This is a genomic window from Nonomuraea angiospora, from assembly GCF_014873145.1.
In the GTDB taxonomy this organism is placed as follows: domain Bacteria; phylum Actinomycetota; class Actinomycetes; order Streptosporangiales; family Streptosporangiaceae; genus Nonomuraea; species Nonomuraea angiospora.
On sequence record NZ_JADBEK010000001.1, the window covers coordinates 8,833,382 to 8,856,763 of the forward strand.

Here is a 23,382-nt window from a genome sequence, read left to right on the forward strand (position 1 = left end):
GCAGGCGACAAAGCCGTATCAGGGGGAGATATGACGCCGGGAAGGTGCGTGGCTCAGCTAGGGCCGGCGGAGCGGACCGCGGCCTTGGAGCGCATGGCCGGGCAGGACTTCGACGTGGTCGTGGTCGGCGGCGGCATCGTGGGCGCCGGGATCGCGCTCGACGCCGCGACCAGAGGGCTCGACGTGGCCCTGGTGGAGGCCAGGGACTTCGCCTCCGGCACCTCCTCGCGCTCCTCCAAGCTCATCCACGGGGGCCTGCGCTACCTGGAGCAGCTCAACTTCGAGCTGGTGCGCGAGGCCCTGCGGGAGCGGGCGCTGCTGCTGCAGCGGATCGCCCCGCACCTGGTCAAGCCGGTGCCGTTCCTCTTCCCGCTGACCCACTACGTGTGGGAGCGGGTCTACGTCGGCGCGGGCGTGGCGCTCTACGACACGCTCGGCGCCGCGGCCGGGACCACCCGCGGCGTGCCGGGCCACCGGCACCTGTCCAGGTCGCGGGCGCTGCGGCTGGCCCCTGCGCTCAAGAAGTCCGCTCTCACGGGCGCCGTCCAGTACTGGGACGCGCAGGTGGACGACGCCCGCTACGTGGTGAGCCTGCTGCGCACCGCCGCCACCTACGGCGCGCAGATCGCGCCGCGGGCGCAGGCGCTGGGGTTCCTGCGGGAGGGCGAGCGGGTCACCGGCGTACGCGTGCGCGACCTGGAGCTGGGCGACGAGCTGGACGTACGCGCCCAGCAGGTGGTGAACGCCACCGGCGTCTGGACCGACGACATCCAGGAGCTGGTCGGAGGCCGGGGCCAGATCCACGTACGCGCGTCCAAGGGCATCCACCTCGTGGTCCCGCGGGACCGGATCCACTCGCTGACCGGGATCATCCTGCGCACGGAGAAGTCCGTGCTCTTCGTGATCCCCTGGGGCCGCCACTGGATCATCGGCACCACCGACACCGAGTGGACGCTCGACAAGAGCCACCCCGCCGCCTCCCGCGCGGACATCGACTACCTGCTCGACCACGTCAACTCCGTGCTGTCCGTGCCCCTGAACCACGACGACGTCGAAGGCGTCTACGCGGGGCTGCGCCCGCTGCTGTCGGGCGAGTCGGAGGAGACCTCCAAGCTGTCCAGGGAGCACGTGGTGGCGCACCCGGTGCCGGGCCTGGTCATGATCGCCGGCGGCAAGTACACGACCTACCGGGTCATGGCCAAGGACGCGGTGGACGCGGTGGCGCACGGGCTCGACCAGCGGGTGCCGCGCTCCTGCACCGACCGCATCCCGCTCGCCGGCGCCGAGGGCTTCCAGGCGCTGTGGAACTCCAGGCACCGCATCGCCCACACCTCCGGGCTGCACGTGGCCAGGATCGAGCACCTGCTGCAGCGCTACGGCTCGATGATCGACGAGGTGCTGGAGCTGGTCGAGCGCGAGCCGTCGCTGGGCAGGCCGCTGTCGGGGGCCGACGACTATCTGCGCGCCGAGATCGTCTACGCCGCCACCCACGAGGGGGCCAGGCATCTCAACGACGTGCTGACCCGGCGTACGCGCATCTCGATCGAGACCTTTCACCGCGGCCTGGCCGTGGCGCAGGAGGCCGCCGAGCTGATGGCCGGGCCGCTCGGCTGGGACAGCGAGCAGGTGAAAAGGGAGGTGGAATACTACACGAAGCGTGTCGAGGCCGAGCGCCGCTCGCAGGAGCAGGTCTCCGACCAGGAGGCCGACGCGATCAGGCTCGGCGCGCCGGAGATCGTCCCCGTCGTGCCCCCGGAGCAGTCATGAGTGAACCTTCCAAGCAGTTGTCCGATCCCCGCGAGCTGCTGGAAGGCTACCTCGACCACTACCGCGAGGAGATCCTGCGCAAGCTGGACGGGTTCCCCGAGCCCGGGGTGAGCCGGGTGCCGTCCGGGTGGACGCCGGTGTCGATGCTCAAGCACCTGGCGTACATGGAGCGGCGCTGGTTCGTCTGGGACTTCGCGGGCGAGCAGGTGGAGGACCCGTGGAGTGACCGCGACGAGGACGACCTGCTCGTCGCGGACGAGTCGTTCGAGGAGATCAAGGACTTCTACCTGGCGCAGTGCGAGCGGTCCAGGCAGGCGGTGGCGGGAGCGGGCCTGTCCGACGTGGCCTCGCGGATCGGCCGGTTCCAGCCGCCCGAGGAGCCGCCGACGCTGGCGTGGATCATGTTCCACGTCCTGGAGGAGTACATGCGCCACGCGGGCCACCTGGACATCGCCCGCGAGCTGGCCGAGGCGCGGTAAAGGGAGGGGGCGGCACGCGGCGCTGCGGGATCCGCGTACCGCCCCTATCCAGGGTGGTCTGTCAGTACTGCGTGGCGTCGTGCACGTCGAGCAGGGGCTCCTTGACGCCGTCGCCGGAGTCGTCGGTCCAGTTGGAGTTACCGGTGGAGATCAGCTTGGTCCGTACGGCCAGCGAGCCCGCCCTGGTCGTCGGCTTGCGGGTGCCCGCGGTGAGGATGCCGGCCGCGCCCGCCACGTGAGGGCTGGCCATCGAGGTGCCGCTGATCGTGTTGTAGCCGCCGTTCATCCACGTCGAGTAGATGCAGGTGCCGGGTGCGGTGATCTCGACGGTGGAGCCGTAGTTGGAGTAGAACGCCGAGGTGTCGTCCTGGTCGGTCTCGCTGCGGCACGAGAGCGTGCTGCCGCCCGCGCCGCCGGCCAGGCCGTCGTTGTCGGTCAGCGCCGAGACGGTGACCACGTCGGGGTGGTTGGCGGGGAAGAACGAGGACGTGTTCGCGTGGCTGTTGCCCGCGGCCACCACGACCACGATGCCGGCGTTGACGGCATTGGTGATCGCGTTGCTGATCGCGCTGCTGGTGCAGCCGCTGCAGCCCAGGCTCAGGTTGATGACCTCGATGGTGGAGGCGCGGGCCACCACCCAGTCGATGCCGGCGGCGATCGCGGACAGGGTGCCCGAGCCGGCCGAGTTGAGCACCTTCACGGCGTGGATGCGGGCGCCGGGGGCGACGCCGACCGAGCCGATGGAGTTGTCGATCGCGCCGACGATGCCCGCGACGTGCGAGCCGTGGCCGTTGTCGTCGACGCCGGCGTTGTTCGTGCAGACGCCGGACACGCAGTTGGCGCGGGCGACCACGTTCAGGTCGGGGTGGGTGTAGTCGACGCCGGTGTCGATGACGGCGACGTCCGTGTTGATGCGCACGTCATCGGTGCCGTCGATGTCCAGGTTCGGGTTGCTGGGACCGAAGATGCGCCGTACGCCGGTGGGCGTGGTCTGCGCGAAGGCGGTCACCTCGGCGTCGGGCTCGACGCTGAGGACGTTCGGGTTCCGCTTGAGCTGCTCGGCCGCGCTCGCGCTCAGGCGGGCGGTGTAGCCCTTGAACGCGTGCTCGTAGACGCCGACGAGCTGACCGCCGGCCTGGGACACCTGGTCCTGGGCCGCGCTGCGGAGCCCCGCCCGCGTGGTCGGCTTGAGTTCGACGATGTACGTCCCTTCCGCCGCCTGGGCGTCTTGCGCTGCGGCGGCGGCGGGCGGCGGCGCCATGGCTAACGCCACGGCGCTGACGAGCAATGCGAGCAGGGGGGTGCGTGTTCGCATCGGCGTGAGCCCTTCCTGTGTCGCGGACTCAGGAGACTCATGTCATGACAAATCCGCTGAGTCCGACATTACATGGTTAGTAAAGTTTTCATCAGCTGTGGGGCGTCTGTCTATTGGGGAGAAGGTGCAAATTTCATACGAAATCAGTAGGTTTGGGGGTCACCGAAGTGGGATCCACGCCTGTTGTGCCAGCGTGGCGGCGTCGTTGACCTGGATGCCGTCGTACGAGAGCGTCCAGATCGAGTCGCCGATGACCAGCGCCCGCTGGATCCCGGCCTGGTACTCGTCCTTGCCCGGGTGCTTGATCATGCCGAGCTTGGTCACGCCCGAGTCGTCGATCTTCAGGACGAGCCCGCCCGACTCGGTCTGCTGAGTCAGCGGGATCACCGCCAGGCCGGTCTTGGGCCAGTACAGGAACGCGTGCGGGTCCCACTCGGCCGTCGAGCCCGAGTCCTTCTGGAACAGTTGCGACAGCCTGCGCGGACCGGCCGGATCGCTCACGTCGAACAGCGAGACCTGCGTGCCCAGCGTCCTGCCCTTCTCGCTGGCCTCCTGGCCGATGCCGATCAGCCGGCCCTCGGCGCCGGGGTGCAGGTACGCGGAGTAGCCGGTGATCTTCAGCTCGCCCGTCACCTTGGGTGCCGCCGCGTCGCGCAGGTCGAGCGTATAGAGCGGGTCGACCTGCCTGAACGTGACGCAGTAGCCGACCGGGCCGATGAACCTGACCGAGTAGATCCGCTCGCCCTCGCCGAGGCCGCCGACCTCGCCGGTCCTGGCCAGGGTGTCGGCCTTGAGCACGTAGACGGCGCTGGAGCTGTTCTTGCCGTCAGGGGAGGTGAGCGTGGTGGCGACGCGCAGGTGGCCGTCGTACTCCGACAGCGAGTACTGGTTCAGCAGCCGGCCGGGGACCTTGCCCGAGGCCACGTAGGAGGGTGCGCCGGGCGAGCCGATGTCGAACCGGTGGACCTCGGTCTCCTCAGGCGGGATCGTCGGCTCCGGGCTGGGCGTCGGGGTGTCCGGCACCGGGGGGTCCGTGGGCGTGGGCTCCACGGCCGGGGCGGCCTCTCCGGAGGACGGGGTGGTCGCCGGGGTCTCCACCGCCGGTTCGCTGATCACCACCGGCATCCACCAGCGCGGGTTGCTGGCCACGTAGAGGCTGCTGCCGGTGCCGTACACGATGTCGCCGTCGGCCGCCAGGCTGATCGGGTCGGTGCCCGCGGCGGTCACGCCCTGCGCCAGGTCGATGGTGTGCACGGTCAGCAGCGAGGTGCCGGTGTAGTCGGCCGGGTGGCTGATCCGCTCGCACTTCACCGAGTCCTTCCTGACGGCGCCGGACGCGTCGGTGATCTCGATCTTGGGGAGCCAGGCGTCCGCCGGCGCCTGCCGGACCACGGCCTGGTTGCGCTTGACGCGCTCGGCCTCGGAGACGTCCTCCTTGAACTCGGGGAAGGCGATGTCCGGCTGGCTGCGGGTGACCAGCCTGACCGTGGAGCCGACCATCCTGGCGTCCACGTACGAGCCCTGCGGCTTGATCGTGCTCAGCACCTTGGGCGCGCCCGACAGGTCGACCAGCACGTACCTCGTGTCGCCCTGCGGGGCGAAGCCGGCCATCCGCTTGTACATGATGTCGCCGCCGCGCATCAGCACGAGCGCGCGGTCGCCCGAGACCAGCAGGTCGGCGGGCACGCCGGGCCCGTTCTCGCCCTCCGTCAGCTTGAGCGAGCCGGTGACCTTCCTGGTGGCGGTGTCGATGATCCGCAGGACGCCGTCCTTGACGGTGATGACCCGGTCGCCGTCGGTCTTGACCACGTCGGGCTCGTCCACCCCGGCCTCGTGCACGTTGGTCGTGGAGTGCTCGGGGGTGCTCGTCTTGGCGTTCGCGGTGACCGAGCGGGCGGAGTCCTCCATGTACGCGAGGGGCATCACGTTGTCGAACCCCCACGGGGTGACGCGCTGAGCGGCGTGCTCGCGCAGCCCGGACAGCAGGTCGTCGCAGCCGGTGTAGGCCACCAGGCGGATCGCGCCGAGCGAGCTCGCCCTGGGCTTCGGCGGCGTGCCGGCGGTCGTGGAGGTGCAGGCGACCGCGGCCGTCGCCAGCGCCGCGACGGTCGCGGCCGTGCGGATCAGCGTCTTCATGCCCTCATGACGGCTGCCCCGGGCGGATGGTTCAGGAGCGCTTGTTCGGGTTGACGGTGAAGACCGGGCTGAAGTCGATGTCGTCGGGCACCTCGAGCAGCTTGCGCACGAGCTTCCCGGTGAAGTCGACCACCTGGATCTCGTCGTCGGCGCCGTTGTCCTGCTCCCAGCAGTAGAGGTGGGTCTCGTCGTAGAAGCCGAGGACCTTGTCGCACTGGGAGGAGAACTTACGCAGGCGCTCGCCCGACCGGGTGTCCCAGATGCAGTGGTCGCCGTCGCCGCCGTTGGGGCAGTTCGTGACGAACGCCTTGCCGGAGGGCGAGAAGATGTCCTGCGTGCCGGCGGACAGCGTGCCGATCTCGTTCGCCGAGTGCGTGGCCTTGCCCAGAGCGTTGTAGAAGCGCAGGCTGCGGTTCTTCTCGTCGCCGTAGACGTTCACGGCGCCGTCCTCGGCGCCGTCGAAGCCGAAGGCCGTCTGGCGTACGGAGGTGTCGCTGACGTCGACCTGGGTGGCCTTCTTGCCGGCCACGTCCACGATGACGAAGCCCAGGTAGAGCCACTTGCTTCCGACCTTGCGCTGGGTGTTGAGCAGGATCTTGGAGCCGTCCCTCGACCACGCCCTGATGCTGCTGATCAGAGGCTCCTTGACAGTCTTGATCGTCGAACGGTCGCCGGTCTGCCGGTCGGTGAGGACGATGAAGTCGAAGTCGTCGGAGCTGTATTTGCTGCCCCTCTCGGCGAGGTAGCGGCCGTCGGGGGAGACCCTCGACTCCCAGTTGGCGGCGTACTTCGTGAACGAGCCGCGCAGCGATCCCCTGGCGTAGTCGATCCAGTCGTCCTTCTTCTTGTCGTAGATCTCGTAGGAGGTCAGCACGATCGCGTCGCCCGGGTCCTCGTAGAGGGAGATCTTCGCGCCGGGGAGCGCCTTCTTGATGCCCGGCCTCGGCACGGCCTGCCCGGTGGGGGCGGCCGCCCTGGTCTGCCTCGAAGTCGGCGCCGGGGTGTTGACCGGGCCGGCCATCGTCGCCTTGTCGGCCTGGACGTACACGACCACACCGGCCAGGATCAGCAGCGCGACCGCCACCGTGATGCCGGCGACCAGCGGCGCCCTGCTCTTCTTCGGCGGCCGCTGGTCGGCCCAGCTCGGGTGCGTGGGCTGGGAGTAGGGCCCGGGAGGCTGCCACGGCGGCTGGGGGGACGGGGCGACGGAGCCGGTGTGCGGGATGGGGCCGGAGTGCCCGCCGGGCCCCGGGTACGGGCCGGGGCCCGACGCGGGCCCCGGCGGCGGACCCGGCATTGGCCCGGACGGCGGCCCGGAGTACGGGCCCGGATGCGGCCCAGGACGGGGGGCCACCGGTCCCGAGTGCGGGCCCAGCGGTCCCGAGGGCGACGCGAAGGGCGACGACGGCGCGGGGGCGGCCTCGGCGGCGGCCTGCGCGAGGATGCCGGAGCCGGGCGTGGGCTGCGGCCCGGAGCTGGGCGTGGCGCCCGGCGCCGGGTGCCGCAGCAACTGCATGATGACCTGCTCGGCCGACGGCCGCTGCGCGGGGTCCTTGGACAGGCAGGCGGCCACCACGTCACGCAGCTGGCCGTCGAGCATGCCCAGGTCGGGATGCTGGTTGAGGACGCGGTTGATCACCGCGGGCATCGTGTCGCTGCCGAACGGCGCCTGCCCCGAGGCGGCGAAGACCATCGCGCTCGCCCACGAGAACATGTCGGCGGCCGGGCCGACCGTGTGCCCCATGATCTGCTCGGGCGACATGTACGCCGGCGTGCCCACGACCATGCTGCTGATCGTGGAGGTGGCGTTCAGCGCCCTGGCGATGCCGAAGTCGATCACCCGGGGCCCGTCGACGCCGATGATCACGTTGGCCGGCTTGAAGTCGCGGTGGACGATGCCGGCCTGGTGGATGGCGGCCAGCGCGGTGGCAGTGCCGATGGCCAGGCGGTGCAGGACGGTGCCCGTACGCGGCCCGTCCTCCTGCACGACCCGGTGCAGCGAGGGCCCCTCGATGAACTCGCTGACGATGTACGGCCGATCCTGCTCGACCCCGGTGCCGAGGACGGCGGCGGTGCAGAACGGCGCCACCTGCTGGGCCACCTCGACCTCGCGCATGAACCTCTCGGCGCTCACCTGGTCGCCCGACAGATCGGGCCGCAGCCACTTGACGGCCACGCGGGAGTCGTCGGGGCCTTTGGCGAGGTAGACGACGCCCTGACCGCCCTCGCCGAGCCGGCCGAGGAGATCCAGGCCCCCCAGCCGCTGTGGATCTCCGGGGCGTAGCGGAGCGAAGGTTGCCATGTAGGGATTCTGTCGCTACGGCGTGAATCCGCAAAAACTACCCGTGGGTAGCCAGGCTGAATATCCTTCTGGCATGCACGTGACGTCCAGCGGTAGGACACGGCACATCTTCGCCCCCTTCACCGGCGAAACCCTCGCTGAGCTGCCCGTCTCGGACGTCGACGACGTCCGCAGGGCCTACGAGAAGGCCAGGGCCGCCCAGGCCGAGTGGGCGCGCAGGCCCGTGGCGGAGCGGGCGAGACCGTTCCTGCGGCTGCACGACGCGATCCTCGACCGGCGCGCCGAGATCCTCGACATTGTCCAGGACGAGACGGGCAAGGCCCGCAAGCACGCCTTCGAGGAGGTGCTCGACGTCGCGGGCTGCGCGCTCCACTACGCCCGCCGGGCGCCCGGCCTGCTCGCGCCGCGCGCCCGCAAGGGCGTCTTCCCCGGCGCCACCCGCGTCGTGGAGCTGCGCCGGCCCAAGGGCGTGGTCGCGCTGATCTCCCCGTGGAACTACCCGCTCGCGCTGGGCGTCACCGACGCGGTGCCCGCGCTGCTGGCCGGCAACGCGATCGTGCACAAGCCGGACACGCAGACCGCCCAGTCCACGCTCTGGACCATCGACCTGCTGGCCGAGCTGGGCATGCCGCGCGAGATCTGGCAGGTCGTGCTCGGCGAGCCGGCCGAGATCGGCGACGCGCTGCTCGACCACGCCGACTACGTCGTCTTCACCGGTTCCACCCGCGCCGGCAGGAAGATCGCCGAGGAGGCGGCCAAGCGGCTCATCGGCTGCTCGCTGGAGCTCGGCGGCAAGAACCCGATGATCGTGCTCGACGACGCCGACCTCGACGTGGCCGTGCAGGGCGCCCTGCGCGCCTGCTTCACCAACGCCGGCCAGCTCTGCCTGTCGATCGAGCGCCTGTACGTGCACGCGCCCGTCTTCGACGCCTTCACCGAGCGCTTCGTCCGCGAGACCCGCGCGCTCAAGCTCGGTGCCGGGCACGACTGGACCGTGCAGATGGGCTCGCTCACCTCCCGCCGCCAGCTCGACGCCGTCACCGCGCACGTGGACGACGCCGTGGCCAAGGGAGCGAAGGTGCTGACCGGCGGCAGGCCCAGGCCCGACCTCGGCCCGCTGTTCTACGAGCCGACCGTGCTCACCGGGGTCGCTGAGGACATGGAGCTGTGCCGCAACGAGACGTTCGGCCCCGTGGTGGCGCTCTACCCCTTCTCCACCGAGGACGAGGCGGTCGAGCTGGCCAACGACACCGTTTATGGACTCAACGCCTCCATCTGGACCTCCAGCCCGGCCCGCGCCCGCCGTCTGGCCGCCCGGGTCAACGCCGGGACGGTCAACATCAACGAGGGCTACGCCTCCGCGTACGCGTCCTATGACGCCCCGATGGGCGGAGTGAAGGCGTCGGGGCTCGGCCGCAGGCACGGGGTCGAGGGGCTGCTGCGCTACACGGAGGCCAGGACGGTGGCCTCGCAGGCGGGCCGGCTGGGGTTCGAGCCGCCGGCCGGGGTGCCGTACGAGAAATGGGCGGACATTCTGGCGGGCGCACTGAAAGTGATGAGAAGGCTACGGATCAAGTAACTCGCGATGTGCCGAGGGGCCCGTCCGTCTAGATTTTATCTACATTTTATAGTGTGATCAAGGTCACACTATGAAGCCTGAAGATCTCCTGCTAATTTTCTGGTCGTTTGGTACTTGATCGTTCTCCGGGCGCCTGCGGCAGCCGGAGTTTTTCGGAGCCTTTTTCTTTGGGTGTTCGGAGGGTGGTCGCGTGCGCTCCTGTGGTTTTGGGCTGGGCTTATCAGGACCTTCTCGCTGGATTATTCGCTTAGCCGCGGTTCTGGTCATCGCACTACTTCCAGGATTGCTCCAGCTTGACGCGCTTCCCGTGGCCGCCGACGTCACGCCCGTGGCTCCGGTGCTCCCCGAGCAGCAGCAGGGGACCGCGAAGAACCTCCCGCACCAGGTGGGGGCCGACGCCACCCGCTCGGACGTTGGGCCGGACGGGCCCGCAGGGCCGGGGAACGGCAAACGCCCCAAGGGGGCGCTGCCGCCCGAGAAACGCTTCGAATTGACCGACGAGCCCGCCACCGGAGGGCTCAAACAGCCGCCGCCGCTGCCGCAGAGCGATACTCCCGACGCACCGAAGAGCGACGCGCCGGACACAAATGAAAAGCCGAAGGGTGTCGGCCGGCCGCCGATGGTGAAACCGGCCGCATGGCAGATTGTCCCGCCGCCGGTCAAAAAGGCGGTGACCCGGGTGTCGGGCGCCGCGCACACCGCATTCGCCGTCACCGCGGCGGCGCCCACGGTGTCTTCCGTGTCCTCCTCCGGAAAACTCAGTTCAGGCATTTGGACGTTCAGCAATACGACCCCGTACTTCTCCGCGGTGGTGACCGAGCCGAGCGGGAACGCAGTCACGCTGGGCGTCGAGATCGAGCATGACCCCTCCGTTCCCGCCCAGGGCACAGGGCTGATCTGGTCGGGGCAGGAGACGAGCCATTCGTCGTCGGGGACGCGGGTCTACAGCCCGTTCGTGCCCTCAGGGAAGCTGCAGGACGGGTGGCTGATCCGCTGGCGCGTGCGGGGCCTTTCGAGCGGGACGGCGGGGGCATGGTCGTCCTGGCAGGCGGGGAAGATCGACGTCAGCAAGCCGACGGTGTCCAGCCTGGGCGCGTACACGGGGACGCTCAACTCGGGCCTGTGGACGTTCTCCAGCACGACGCCGTACTTCACGGCCCTGGTGAACGACCCTGAAGGCCGTTCCGTGCTGTTCAAGGCCGAGGTCGAGCACGACCCGAGCGCCGGCGGCCAGGGCTCGGGCCTGATCTGGTCCGGGCGGGACAACGTGTCCTTCGCCCCAGGTTCGAGGGCGTACAGCCTGACCGTGCCGTCAGGGAAGCTGCAGGACGGGTGGCTGATCCGCTGGCGGGTACGCGCCGAATACGGCTCCGTCGCCGGGCCCTGGTCCGAGTGGCAGGCCGGCAAGATCGATACGAGCAAGCCGACAGTCTCAGCACTGTCCTCCACCGGGGTGGCCAGCGGAGGGATGTGGTGGTTCTCCGACGCCACGCCGTACTTCACGGCCCTGGTCACCGATCCGGACGGCCGCTCGATGAGCCTGGGGGCGGAGGTCGAGCACGATCCCTCTGCCGCCGGTCAAGGCTTCGGCCTGATCTGGTCCGGGCAGGACAACGTGTCCTTCCCCTCAGGCTCGAGGGCGTACAGCCTCAGCGTGCCGTCCGGGAAGCTGCAGGACGGGTGGCAGATCCGCTGGCGGGTGCGGGCGGTGGCCGGCGGTGTGGCCGGTCCCTGGTCGGACTGGCAGGCCGGCAAGATTGACCTGAGCAAGCCGACGGTGTCCAGCCTGGACGCGTACGCGGGGACGCTCAACTCGGGCCTGTGGACGTTCTCCAGCACGACGCCGTACTTCACGGCGGTGGTGAGCGATCCCGAAGATCGCAGTGTCAACCTGCGAGCCGAGGTCGAGCACGATCCCTCGGTGCCGAGCCAGGGCTCCGGTCAGATCTGGACGGACAAGGACATCGTGTCCTTCGGTTCGGGGACGAGGGCGTACAGCAAGACAGTGCCGTCAGGGAAGCTGCAGGACGGATGGCTGATCCGCTGGCGGGTGCGCGCCGAGTACGGCTCCGTCTTGGGCCCCTGGTCGGAGTGGCAGACGGGCAGGATCGACACCAGCAAGCCGACCGTGTCGGAGCTGGGCGGATACACGGGGACGCTCAGCTCCGGCCTGTGGACGTTCTCCAGTGCGACGCCGTACTTCACGGCGGTGGTGACCGACCCCGAAGGCCGTTCCGTGCAGTTGGCGGCCGAGGTCGAGCACGATCCCGCGGCTCCCGCCGGTCAGGGTTCCGGGCGGATCTGGTCGGGGACCGACGTCACGTCCTTCCCTTCGGGATCCAGGGCGTACAGCTTGTCCGTGCCGTCCGGGAAGTTGCAGGACGGCTGGTTGATCCGCTGGCGGGTGCGCGCGCAGTACGGCTCTGTCGCGGGGCCTTGGTCCGAGTGGCAGACGAGCAAGATCGACACGAATAAGCCGACCGTGGCGAGCCTGGGCGCGTACGCGGGGACGCTCGGTTCGAGTTCGTGGACGTTCACCAGCACGACGCCGTACTTCACCGCGGTGGTGACCGACCCCGAAGACCGTCGGATGCTGTTCACGGCCGAGGTCGAGCACGATCCCGCGGCTCCCGCCGGTCAGGGTTCCGGGCGGATCTGGTCGGGGACCGACGTCACGTCCTTCACTTCGGGATCCAGGGCGTACAGCTTGTCCGTGCCGTCCGGGAGATTGCAGGACGGCTGGTTGATCCGCTGGCGGGTGCGCGCCACCGCCGACGGCACGAGCGGCCCCTGGTCGGAGTGGCAGACGGGCAAGATCGACCTGAGCAAGCCGACGGTGGCCAGTCTGGGCGCGTACACGGGGACGCTCAGCTCCGGTCTGTGGACGTTCTCCAGCACGACGCCGTACTTCACGGCGGTGGTGACCGACCCCGAAGACCGCCGGATGCTGTTCACGGCCGAGGTCGAGCACGATCCCTCGGTGCCGAGCCAGGGCAGCGGGCGGATCTGGTCGGGCACCGACGTCACGTCCTTCACTTCGGGATCCAGTGCGTACAGCTTGTCCGTGCCGTCCGGGAGATTGCAGGACGGCTGGCTGATCCGCTGGCGGGTGCGCGCCACCGCCGACGGCACGAGCGGCCCCTGGTCGCAGTGGCAGACGGGCAAGATCGAGGTGAGCAAGCCGGCCGGAACAGGGCTGGGTGCTCTGCCCGCGACCCAGGGCTCCGGACTGTGGACGTTCTCCACGCTCACCCCCTCCTTCTACTTGAAGGTGACCGATCCTGGCGGCGCCGCGTCCCTCCTGTCGGCCGAGGTCGAGCACGATCCCTCGGTACCGGGGCAGGGCGCGGGAGTGATCTGGTCCGGCACGGGCACCACCTCCTACCCCTCCGGCTCCAACACCTGGGTTCAGGTGCCGTCGGCGAAGCTGCAGGACGGCTGGCTGGTGCGCTGGCGGGTGCGCAGCGTCACCGGTCGCACCACCGGCAACTGGACCGACTGGCAGACCGCCAGAGTGGACATCGGCAAGCCGGCCATCACCGCCCCCGGCCTGACGCCGGGCACCCAGGGCGATGGTTCGTGGACGGCGTCGTCGGTGACGCCGTGGGTGTACGCCAAGGTGACCGACCCCGACAGCCGGGCCTCCTACCTGGGCGTCGAGATCGAACATGACCCCAACGCGCCCGCACAGGGCACCGGCCTGATCCACTCCGCCACCGCCACGACTTCCTACGCCTCGGGCTCGAACGCCTGGATCCAAGTACCGACGGCCAAGCTGCAGGACGGCTGGCTGATCCGCTGGCGCGTGCGCGGCCGGACCACGTCGGGCGTCAACGGCCCCTGGACGGACTGGCAATCGGCCAAGATCGACCTGAAGAAGGGGTCGGTCGCCGGGCTCGGAGCGACACCGGGCACCGCGGAGTCCGGTGTGTGGACGCTGGCGTCGCTGACTCCCAACCTGTACGCGACGGTCACGGATCCGGAGAACCGCAACGCCTACCTGCGGGCCGAGGTCGAGCACGACCCCTCGGTGCCGAGCCAGGGCTCCGGCCAGATCTGGACCGCCAGGACCAGCACGGCAGTCGCTCCAGGCACCCGGGCATACCTGCAGGTGCCGTCCGCCAAACTGCAGGATCAGTGGTTGATCCGCTGGCGCGTGCGCGCCGAGACGGGCTCCCTCGTAGGCCCCTGGTCGGAGTGGGTCTCCGCCAAGGTGGACCTGAAGCGGCCCTCCGTCGAGGACCTGGGGATGAGCCCCGGCACGCGCGGCACCGCCTCCTGGACCGCCGGGTCGCTGACGCCGTGGCTGTACGCCTCGGTCACCGATCCGCAGAACCGGCGCTCCTACCTGGGCATGGAGATCGAGCACGATCCGGCCGTGCCGGCGCAGGGCACGGGCCAGATCTACGCCGGCACCGGCACGACCTCGTACGCCTCCGGCACCCGCGCGTGGACGGTGGTGCCGGCGAGCAAGCTCAAGGACGGCTGGCAGATTCGCTGGCGGGTGCGCGCGGTCACCACCAGCAGCGTCACCGGGCCCTGGTCGGACTGGGTGTCGTCGAAGGTGAGCGCGCTGCCGTTCAAGACGTTCTCGCCCGACAACAACAGCCAGGTCGGCACGCTGACGCCGGTGGTGTCGGCGCACGCGCAGCCGCTGAACGAGGCCGAGGTCAAGTACTGGTTCCAGGTGTGCGCGGGGACGCAGCCGAACTGGACCTGGTGCGAGGCGTCCAAGGAGTGGAGCACGGCGGGCAGCTTCAAGGTGCCCGCGAACAAGCTGAAGTGGGGCGAGACGTACTACTGGTACGTCAGCGCGACCGCCAACGGCAGCACGGTCACCTCGTCGTGGCGCGCGTTCACGCCCACGCCGGAGCAGGGCACCATCAACGCGCTGCTCACCTCGGGCACCAACGGCCGTGAGTTCAACCACGTGTCCGGCAACTACACGCACACGACCACGGACATCACCGTGCCGGTGGCCGGGGTGCCGCTGTCGGTGACCCGGACGTACAACAGCCTTGACCCTCGCACCGACCAGGCGTTCGGCGCGGGCTGGACGACGCGGTGGGACATGCGGCTGGAGAACGAGCCGCAGAGCGCGACGGTGCTGGTGACCTACCCGGACGGCCGGCAGGTGCGGTTCGCCGCCAAGGGCGACGGCACGTACGCGCCGCCCGCGGGCACGCACGCGACGATGGCGAAGGTCGACGGCGGCTGGCGGCTGATGGACAAGTCGTCCACCTCCTACTGGTTCGACTCCGAGGGCCGGCTGACCAGGCTGACCGACAGCCGCAACCGCACCCAGGATCTGGAGTACGGGGCCGACGGCAAGCTGGCCAAGGCCACGGCGACCGGCGGCAGGTCGCTGGCGTTCACCTGGACCGGCAACCACGTGACCAGCGTGTCCACCGACCCCGTGGACGGCTCGCCGATCACCTGGACCTATCAGTACGACGGCGACAAGCTCGCCAAGGTGTGCCCGCCGGGAGCCGGCACCGCCTGCACCACCTACAGCTACACCGACGCCTCCCGCTATCGCAGCATCACGCTGGACTCCAACCCGGTCAGCTACTGGCGGCTGGGCGAGAGCGGCACCGCGACCGGCACCAAGGTGGCCAGCGCCACCGCCTGGAACATGGGCACCGATGACGCCAAGCTGACCGGCCCCGGCGGCGACCTGGTCGCGGGCGTACCGGGCGCGCTCGGCGGCTCCTCGGACACCGCCATGCGGTTCAAGGGCGCCGCGAACTCGACGTACGTCTCGCTGCCCTCGGCGACGATCAGTGGCCGGGGCGGCAGCCTCGCGGTCGAGGCCTGGTTCAAGACGACCGGCTCAGGCACGATCATCGGCTACCAGAACTCGGCCACCAACACGCCGACCGCCTTCACCCCCGCCCTGTACGTGGGTACGGACGGCAAGCTGCGCGGCCAGTTCTACACCGGCAAGCCGGAGCCGATCACCTCGGCCGCCGCGGTGAACGACGGCAACTGGCACCACGTGGTGCTGTCCGGCGCGGAGAACACGCAGACGCTCTTCCTGGACGGCCAGGTCGTGGGCACGCTCAGCGGCCAGATCGGGGGCGGTGACCGCAACATCACCCACCTCGACCAGTGGGAGACCCGGATCGGCCACGGCTTCGCCTCCTCGGCCTGGCCGGCCACCACGTCGAGCACGGCGGCGTTCCCGTTCGCCGGCGACATCGACGAGGTGGCCCTGTACGGCAAGCCGATGGGGCTGGGCCTGGTCCGCACCCACTACGCGGCCCGGCTGGCGCAGCCGCAGCTCGCCAAGATCGTGCAGCCGTCCGGCCGGGTGTGGGCCGAGAACGCCTACGCCGCCGACGGCGGCCGGCTGACCACCCACACCGACGACAACGGCGGACAGTGGAAGCTGTCGGCCCCGAACTACACCCTGGAGTCCACCACGCTGCGGGTGGCGGCCACCACGGTCACCGACCCCAACGGCAAGACGCTGGTCTACGCCGACGACCCGATGCGCGGCTACCGCACCATCTCGCGTACCGACCAGCTCGGCCACGTGACCCGCTACAGCTACGACGTGGGCGGCTTCCTGACCAAGGTGGTCGACCGCAACGGCAACGGCGCCGACCTGTTCTGGGACGTGCGCGGCAACATGATCGCCAAGAAGACCTGCCGCGACGCGAAGAGCTGCTTCACGGAGTACTTCGACTACTACCTGAAGGTCGACGACCTCTTCGACCCGCGCAACGACCAGGTGATCGTGCACCGTGACGGGCGCTCGTCCTCCAGGGACGACGAGCGGTACGCCACCACCTGGACCTTCAACTCCTACGGCGAGGAGGTCGCCGAGACCACCCCGCCGACCAGCGACTTCCCCCAAGGACGGAAGACCGAGACGGTCTACACCGACGGCACCGAAGCGGCCGTCGGCGGCGGCACGACCCCGGCCGGCCTGGCCAAGTCGGAGACCGACTACAAGGGCAAGGCCACCACCTACGCCTACACCGCCTCCGGCGACCTCGCCCAGGTCGAGACGCCCGCCGGGCTGATCACCAAGTTCACGCACGACGCCGTCGGCCGCGTCCGCACCAAGACCGAGATCTCCTCGGCCAACCCCGACGGCGTGACCTCGACGTTCACCTACGACGCCATGAACCGCGTGCTCACGCACAAGGGGCCCGGCATCAAGAACGAGGTCACCGGCGTCACCCACACCTCCCAGGTGACCTACACCTACGACCTCGACGGCAACACGCTGACCGAGACCGCCGCCGACCTCACCGGCGGCGACCCGGCGCGCACGATCACCTACACCTACGACGGGTTCGGCCAGGTCGAGACCATGACCGGCCCCGAGAACGGGAAGATCACCTACACCTGGAACGGGCTGGGCGACCGTACGAGCCTGGTGGACGAGCTGGGCAACCGGTACGAGTTCGGCTACACGCCGCGCGGCGAGCTGGCCACCCGCACGCTCAAGGGCTGGACCGGCAGCCCGGTCGCACCGCAGCCGGCCACGGACGTCGTCCTCGAGTCGTACGCCTACGACCCGGAGGGCCGCATGGCGTCCCACGCGGACGCGATGGGGCGCAAGATCAGCTACACGTACTTCGCCGACGACTCGCTCTCGCAGGTCATCGCCGACGACGTGAAACTCAACGGCTCCACCACGCCGCGTGACGTGATCCTCGAGTCCAACACCTACGACCCGTCCGGGAACGTCGTCCGGGTGGACGGCGGGGGCGGCATCGAACGCACCGACTACGAGTTCGACGCCGCCGACCGGCTCACCTCGCAGACCTTCGACCCGGAGAAGCTGGCCCGCAAGACCGCCTACGTCTACGACGCCAACGACAACGTCACCAAGGTCACCCGGACGGCGGCCGGAACCAGCCGCACCGAGACGATCGGATACGTCTACAACGACGACGATCTCCTCGTCCGGCAGACCGTGGAGAACGGCGACCAGGACGTCACCATCAGCGTCAAGCGGGACGAGCGCGGCCTCATCCAGGAGCGGACGGATCCGCGCGGCGCCGCCGCGGGCGCCGAGGCGGCCGCGTTCACCACGCACTACCGCTATGACGCGGCCGGCCGGCTCGCGGAGGTGAAGGCGCCTGAGGTCAAGGTCGAGACTTACGGCGCTGCGGCCAAGAACGAGCGTCCCACCACCCGGATCGGCTACGACACCGCGGGCAACCGGACGCACGAGATGGATGAGGCCGGTGACATCACCACCTCGGTCTTCGACCGGCTCGGGCGGCTGGTGTCCGTCAGCCAGCCCCAGTACCAGCAGCCGGGCGGCGGCACGCTCACGCCGAAGGAGATCTACGCCTACAACCCCATGGGGCAGGTGACCAGCTTCACCGACGCCCGCGGCTCCACCTGGACCACCGAGTACGACGCCCTGGGCAACCGGGTCCGGGTCACCGAACCCGCGGTCACGGGCCAGCCGGCCGGCCAGTGGGTGTACGAGTACGACCTGGGCGGTGAGCTGCTCGCCGCCGTGGACCCGACCGGTGCGCGCGTCCAGAACACCTACGACGACCTCGGCCGGGCGATCACCGCCACGGTCATCGAGCGCAAGCCCAGCCTGGACGCGTACATCACCAACCTGGAGTACAACGACGCCGGGGCGCGGACCAAGGAGATCGGGCCGCTGGGCCGGACCACCACGTGGGAGGTGAACGCGGATGGGGAGATCACCAAGGAGACCGACCCGGCCGGGAACGCCACCACCTACGAGTACGACCTGGCCGGACGCTCCACCAAGGTCACCAACCCGCTGAACAACTCCACCATCAACGAGTACGACCTGGCGGGCCGGCAGATCGCGGTCAAGGAGACCGACAGCACCGGCAAGGAGCTGCGGACCACGACCTTCGGCTACGACCTCGCCGGCAACGAGACGTCCGAGACCTCGCCCGAGGGGCACACCATCCGCAGCGTCTACGACGCCACGGACCTGCTGACCGAGCTGACCGAGCCGGTCTCCGACGGCAAGACGATCAAGACGACGTACGGGTACGACGCGACCGGCGGGCTGACCCGCACCACCGACGGTCGTGGCAACACGACGTGGACCACGTACAACAGCCTCGGGCTGACCGAGAAGACGATCGAGCCGGCCACCACCGCCCACCCGAACGAGGCCGACCGCACCTGGACCTTCGTCTACGACGCGGGCGGCAAGATGCTGGCCGCGCTACAGCCGGGCGGCGTGCGCATCGACAACGAGTACGACCAGCTCGGCCGCCTGGCGCGGGAGAACGGCTCGAACGCCGAGGCCGCCACCCCCGAATGGACCTTCGGCTACGACCGGATGGGCCGCAGCACGACCCTCGGCGACTACACCCTCGAGTACAACGACCGCGGCCTGCTCACCAAGGTGGCCAAGGCCGGCAAGCAGACCGCGGCGTTCACCTACGACGCGTACGGAAACCCGACCAAGCAGGAGGACATCAACGGCGCCACCGTCTACGGCTGGGACGCCGCCGACCGCCTGGAGACCCTTACCGAGCCGGTCAGCGGCCGCACCCTCACTTACGGCTACGACACCGCCGACCGCCTCAAGACGCTGACCTCGGCCAACCCGGGCGGCAAGCAGGAGTTCGGCTACGACGACCTGGACCGGATCACCAGCCACATCCTGCAGAACGCGGCCGGCAACCAGCTCTCGAAGATCGCCTACGACTGGGACAAGAACGACAACCTCAAGTCGAAGACCACCGAGGGCTTGGCGGGCGCGGGCACCAACGCCTACACCTACGACCAGTCCGACCGGATGACGTCCTGGATCGCCCCGGACGGCACCAAGACCACGTACGAGTGGGACGACTCCGGCAACCGGACCAAGGTGGGCGACAAGACCTTCGCCTACGACGAGCGCAACCGGCTGCTGTCGGGCAACGGCACCGACTACACCTACACGCCACGCGGCACCCTGGCCACCGAGACCACCGGCGGGGTGACCAAGCAACTCAAGTTCGACGCCTACGACCAGCTCGTCTCCGACGGCGACGCCACCTACACCTACGACAACCTGGGCCGCCTGAACACCAGGACCCAGGGCGGCGTCGAGGAGCGCTTCGTCTACGCCGGCATCGAGAACGACATCATCGCGGTCACCGACCAGGCCGGCACGGTCAAGGCCAGGTTCGGCCGCGACGCCGACGGCAACCTCGTCGGCCTGGAGGAGAACGGCGTCCGGCTGGGCATCATGAACGACCAGCACGACGACGTGGTCGCCACCTTCTCCGGCGACGCGGTCGTGGACTCCACCGCCTACAACCCGTTCGGCGAGGTCGTGGCCAGCGTCGGCACCAAGCGCCGCCTCGGCTACCAGGGCGAGTACACCGACCCGGTCACCGGCAAGGTCAACATGGCCTCCCGCTGGTACATCCCGGGCACCGGCGGCTTCGCCTCCCGCGACGACTGGACGATCAACCCGTACCCGTCGATCAACCTCAACCGCTACACCTACGCCAGCGGCAACCCGCTCGGCTACACCGACCCCTCCGGCAACTGCCCCTTCTGCCTCCCCCTCCTGTTCATGGCGGTCCGGGTGGCGGCCCAGGCGGCGATCAGGACGGCCGCGGTCCGCGTGGTCTCCCGAGTGATCGCCAAGCAGGCCGTCAAGCAGGTCGCGAAGCAGTCGGTGAAACAGGTCGCCAAGCAGTCCGTCAAGCAGGTGGCCAAGCAGGGCGGCAAGCAAGCCGTCAAGCAAGGCGGCAGGCAAGCGGTGAAACAGGGCGGCAAGAAGGTCGTCAAGCAGGCAGGCAAGCGCACGGTCAAACAGGTCGCCAAGCAGGCGGGCAAGCGCACCGTCAAACAGGTCGCCAAGAAGGCCGTGAAGCAGATCGCCAAGAAGGCGGGCAAGGCCGCCAAGAAGGCGGTCAAGCAGGTCGGCAAGGCGGCGAAGAAGGTCACCAAGTCGGTCAAGCAGGCCGGCAAGCAGGCGGGCAAGGCGGCCAAGAAGGTCACCAAGTCAGCGAAGAAGGTGGTCAAGAAGTCCGGCAAGGCCGCCAAGTCGGTGAAGAAGGCGGCGAAGTCGGTCAAGAAGGCCGGGAAGGGCAGCAGCAAGGTCAAGGAAGCCGTCGTCGACACGATCCTCGACGAGGCGGCGGTCAGCACCGGCATGGACTGGGGCGTCCCCGCCGACGAGTGGGACGTCGACATCTCCTGCCGCAGCCTGCGCTCCTGCGTCAAAGATGTGGTCGAGGAGATCACCGAGGACGTCATAGACGAGGTCGTCGACGAGGTCATCGAGGAGGTCGCTCCAGATCTGCCCGTGGACGTCCCCGGTTACGAGGGCACCACCTGCGGTGGTCCCAGCAGTTTCGTGCCGGGAACGCTGATCCTCTTGGCCGATGGCTCCCGCAAGCCCATCGAGCTCATCAGGACAGGCGACGAGGTCATGGCCGCGGATCCGGTCACCGGCAGGGTCGAGCCCAGGCCCGTCACCGCCCTGATCACGAGCGTTGGCACGAAGACGCTGGTGGACATCACGCTTCAGGCCACGAGAGGTGCTTCAGAGACCGGCGCCGACGTGATCACCGCGACGGAGGCACATCCGTTCTGGGTGCCGGAGCTGAGCCGTTGGGTCAGCGCAGGAAAGCTCCAGCCCGGGACGTGGCTGCAGACCTCGGCAGGCACGTACGTACAGATCAAGGCTGTCGAGAAGCGCACTGTCTCACAGCGCGTCCACAACCTGACCGTTGACGACTTCAGCACGTACTACGTCGTCGCGGGAGACTCGGATGTACTTGTCCACAACGCCAATCCCGGTCGCGGCGATCGTCGCAACGAGCGGGGGCAGTTCGCCTGCGACCCCGAAAGGATCAAGCCGGGCGAACTCGATGAGGACGGTAAGCTCCGTGGTACGAACGAGTCCGGCTACACGACAAGCCGCCCGAACTTCCGAGTGGACACCGTCAATGATGCCTGGAGCGACGCTCCGCCTGGCCCCTCCGGCGGTGTCTTGTGTGCCAGGCAAGGCCCCAAGTGTCTCGGTGAGATCCACCGCTCTCCTGGCCCAGGCCAGAACCCTGGAGATCTCGGTCACGACAAGTCGTGGAGCAATAGGCAGTTCGACCCCGAGGTGACCCGCGAGGAAGTCATCGATGAGTACCAAAGGGGTGTAAGACCCGAATGCATTCCATGCAACCGTGGAGCGGGCAACAGGAGTGACTATTAAAAGGCTGGTTGAATGCCGATTCTGATCGATCATCTGGAACGGCGACTTGGGGTGATGGAGGGTGGCCGGCGGATTGCCGGATTGCCGGAGGGCGGGTCCCTCTCCATCGCTCGCTTCGCCAACGGGCAATTGCAGGGAGTGGTCTCTTACGCCTCGATCGGTCTGAGCAATGTACCGCTGCAGTCGCGATCCGCTCCACGAGGGCTGCATATGGAGTTGATCGCGTGCGAATATCAACGGGATGACACCGATGACTCCCTGCCGAGCGCTCTGACCGCGCTGGCCGCACGTCTGCTGCGCGAGGAAACCGCGATCCTGCGTGGCGAGGTCGTGCGGCTGCCCGGACCGTTGCGTCCCGATAGTGCCATGGTGGGGCTCTATGCTGCACTACCGGTGTACTTCGATCCCCCGTTCAAATCGGTTGTGGTGGAGAACGATTGCCATGTCGCGGTGGTATGGCTGGTGCCAGTCGGAGCTATGGAGATTCGGTACATCGAGAAATTCGGCTACCCGGCGTTCGAAGGCGAACTCGTCGCGCGCGCCCCGGATCTCCTGGATCTCCGCCGCGGCGAGATCGTCTGATGCCGATGGCCCCTCCGCCCGCCGAGCGGCGGAAGCTGTTCTAGATAGCCTCCGACTTGGAGGAGGCGGGGGATTGGCCGCCGGTTTCCGTTGAGCGCTTCTGGGGTGAGAAGGTGGACATCAAGTATGCGGTCAAGATAGTCAACACTCCCTTATTCGCGAGCGAGATCGCCTACGGCGATATAGTTCGTGTGCGCCCCGACCATGGCCGGCGGGAGTTGGTGTTCGAGAGGCTGATCTCGGAGTCCGAGCATTCGGCGGTTCGCGTGATCTTGACGGGTGTGGACGTGCGGGCCGAAGTCCAGGAGTTGGTGAGCGCTGCGGGATGCACGTGGGAGTCGGGCCGTTTCTCGTCGCTCCTTGCGATCGACATTCCTGCGGAGGCTGACTATCGCGCCCTTCGGCAGAGCCTTCTGGGATTGAAGAGCGCAGGCAAGATCGGGCTTCAGGAGAGTGCCGTCTCGAACGTCCATCGCCGGCAGTTCGAAAGCTTCCCGTGATTGCCCGGAGCGTTGCGAAACGCTACTACGGCAGCCTCGGATGTAAGGCGAGGTGAGGCATTGAAGTTCATGCCAGAGGTGGAACAGGTATTGCGTCGCTCCGGCTGGTTCCCCGGCAGGCGGATCGACATCGAACCCTGGCAGGCGTCCATGCCCATGTTTGATTGGCATGCTGCGGCGGAGAAATTCCTCTGCGAGTTCGGCGGCCTGAGGGTGGATGTCAGAGGGCCCGGGATAACGGTTGCTCGCGAGCCGTTTGAAATCGACCCGGAGCTGACGAGAGGAGAAAAAGGCAGGTTCTCGGAGCTGTCAGCGATGTTCTTCCGCAGGTTCTGCCCGGTCGGTGAGCTCGGCGGGTAATTCTTCCTTGCTATCGATGAGGAGGGGATAATGTATCTGCTCAGTGGTTGGGCCTTCCGGGTCGGCAGGATGGACGAAGGGCTGGAACGTCTGATCACTGGTGTCAAGGCAGAGAAGCTTGCGGCACCTCAATAAGGGCTCCAGGGGAACCGCAATTCCTGCGTCATTCGCCTGCCCTTCAAAG

Annotated in this window: 10 protein-coding genes; 7 read left to right on the forward strand and 3 right to left on the reverse strand. The window is 68.7% G+C overall.

Annotated elements, in window-relative coordinates:
- Positions 1 to 93 precede the first annotated feature (93 nt).
- Positions 94 to 1,767, forward strand: coding sequence for a glycerol-3-phosphate dehydrogenase/oxidase (locus H4W80_RS40880; RefSeq protein ID WP_378525699.1), 1,674 nt, complete (start codon positions 94 to 96; stop codon positions 1,765 to 1,767).
- Complete coding sequence (locus tag H4W80_RS40885; RefSeq protein WP_192789945.1) at positions 1,764 to 2,246, forward strand: DinB family protein; 483 nt, start codon at positions 1,764 to 1,766, stop codon at positions 2,244 to 2,246. The genes H4W80_RS40880 and H4W80_RS40885 overlap by 4 nt, the downstream gene beginning before the upstream one ends.
- Positions 2,247 to 2,307: 61 nt before the next feature.
- Here the strand turns inward: H4W80_RS40885 and H4W80_RS40890 are convergent, their stop codons facing one another.
- The 3 genes from H4W80_RS40890 to H4W80_RS61635 all read right to left on the reverse strand — a co-directional run bounded on the left by H4W80_RS40890 (position 2,308) and on the right by H4W80_RS61635 (position 7,999).
- Positions 2,308 to 3,561 (reverse strand): S8 family peptidase, encoded by a 1,254-nt coding sequence (locus tag H4W80_RS40890; protein WP_192789946.1) that lies wholly within the window; start codon positions 3,559 to 3,561, stop codon positions 2,308 to 2,310.
- A gap of 159 nt (positions 3,562 to 3,720) precedes the next feature.
- Complete coding sequence (locus H4W80_RS40895) at positions 3,721 to 5,697, reverse strand: beta-propeller domain-containing protein (RefSeq protein WP_192789947.1); 1,977 nt, start codon at positions 5,695 to 5,697, stop codon at positions 3,721 to 3,723.
- Positions 5,698 to 5,728: 31 nt separating this feature from the next.
- Positions 5,729 to 7,999, reverse strand: coding sequence for a protein kinase domain-containing protein (locus tag H4W80_RS61635; RefSeq protein ID WP_225963922.1), 2,271 nt, complete (start codon positions 7,997 to 7,999; stop codon positions 5,729 to 5,731).
- Positions 8,000 to 8,072: 73 nt separating this feature from the next.
- On the opposite strand from H4W80_RS61635, the gene H4W80_RS40905 reads away from it, so the two are divergent.
- The 5 genes from H4W80_RS40905 to H4W80_RS40925 all read left to right on the forward strand — a co-directional run bounded on the left by H4W80_RS40905 (position 8,073) and on the right by H4W80_RS40925 (position 23,198).
- Complete coding sequence (locus H4W80_RS40905) at positions 8,073 to 9,578, forward strand: succinic semialdehyde dehydrogenase (protein WP_192789948.1); 1,506 nt, start codon at positions 8,073 to 8,075, stop codon at positions 9,576 to 9,578.
- Positions 9,579 to 9,861: 283 nt separating this feature from the next.
- Positions 9,862 to 21,756: a polymorphic toxin-type HINT domain-containing protein gene (locus tag H4W80_RS40910; protein WP_192789949.1), complete on the forward strand. Its 11,895-nt coding sequence runs from the start codon at positions 9,862 to 9,864 to the stop codon at positions 21,754 to 21,756.
- A 12-nt stretch (positions 21,757 to 21,768) separates the two neighbouring features.
- Positions 21,769 to 22,338, forward strand: a complete 570-nt coding sequence (locus tag H4W80_RS40915; protein ID WP_192789950.1) for a suppressor of fused domain protein — start codon at positions 21,769 to 21,771, stop codon at positions 22,336 to 22,338.
- 56 nt (positions 22,339 to 22,394) lie between these two features.
- The gene (locus H4W80_RS40920) at positions 22,395 to 22,838 is read left to right on the forward strand and encodes a DUF4265 domain-containing protein (RefSeq protein ID WP_225963923.1); all 444 of its coding nucleotides are present in this window, start codon (positions 22,395 to 22,397) and stop codon (positions 22,836 to 22,838) included.
- A gap of 69 nt (positions 22,839 to 22,907) precedes the next feature.
- On the forward strand, positions 22,908 to 23,198 hold the full coding sequence (locus H4W80_RS40925) for an SUKH-3 domain-containing protein (RefSeq protein ID WP_225965798.1): 291 nt from the start codon (positions 22,908 to 22,910) through the stop codon (positions 23,196 to 23,198).
- Positions 23,199 to 23,382: the final 184 nt, after the last annotated feature.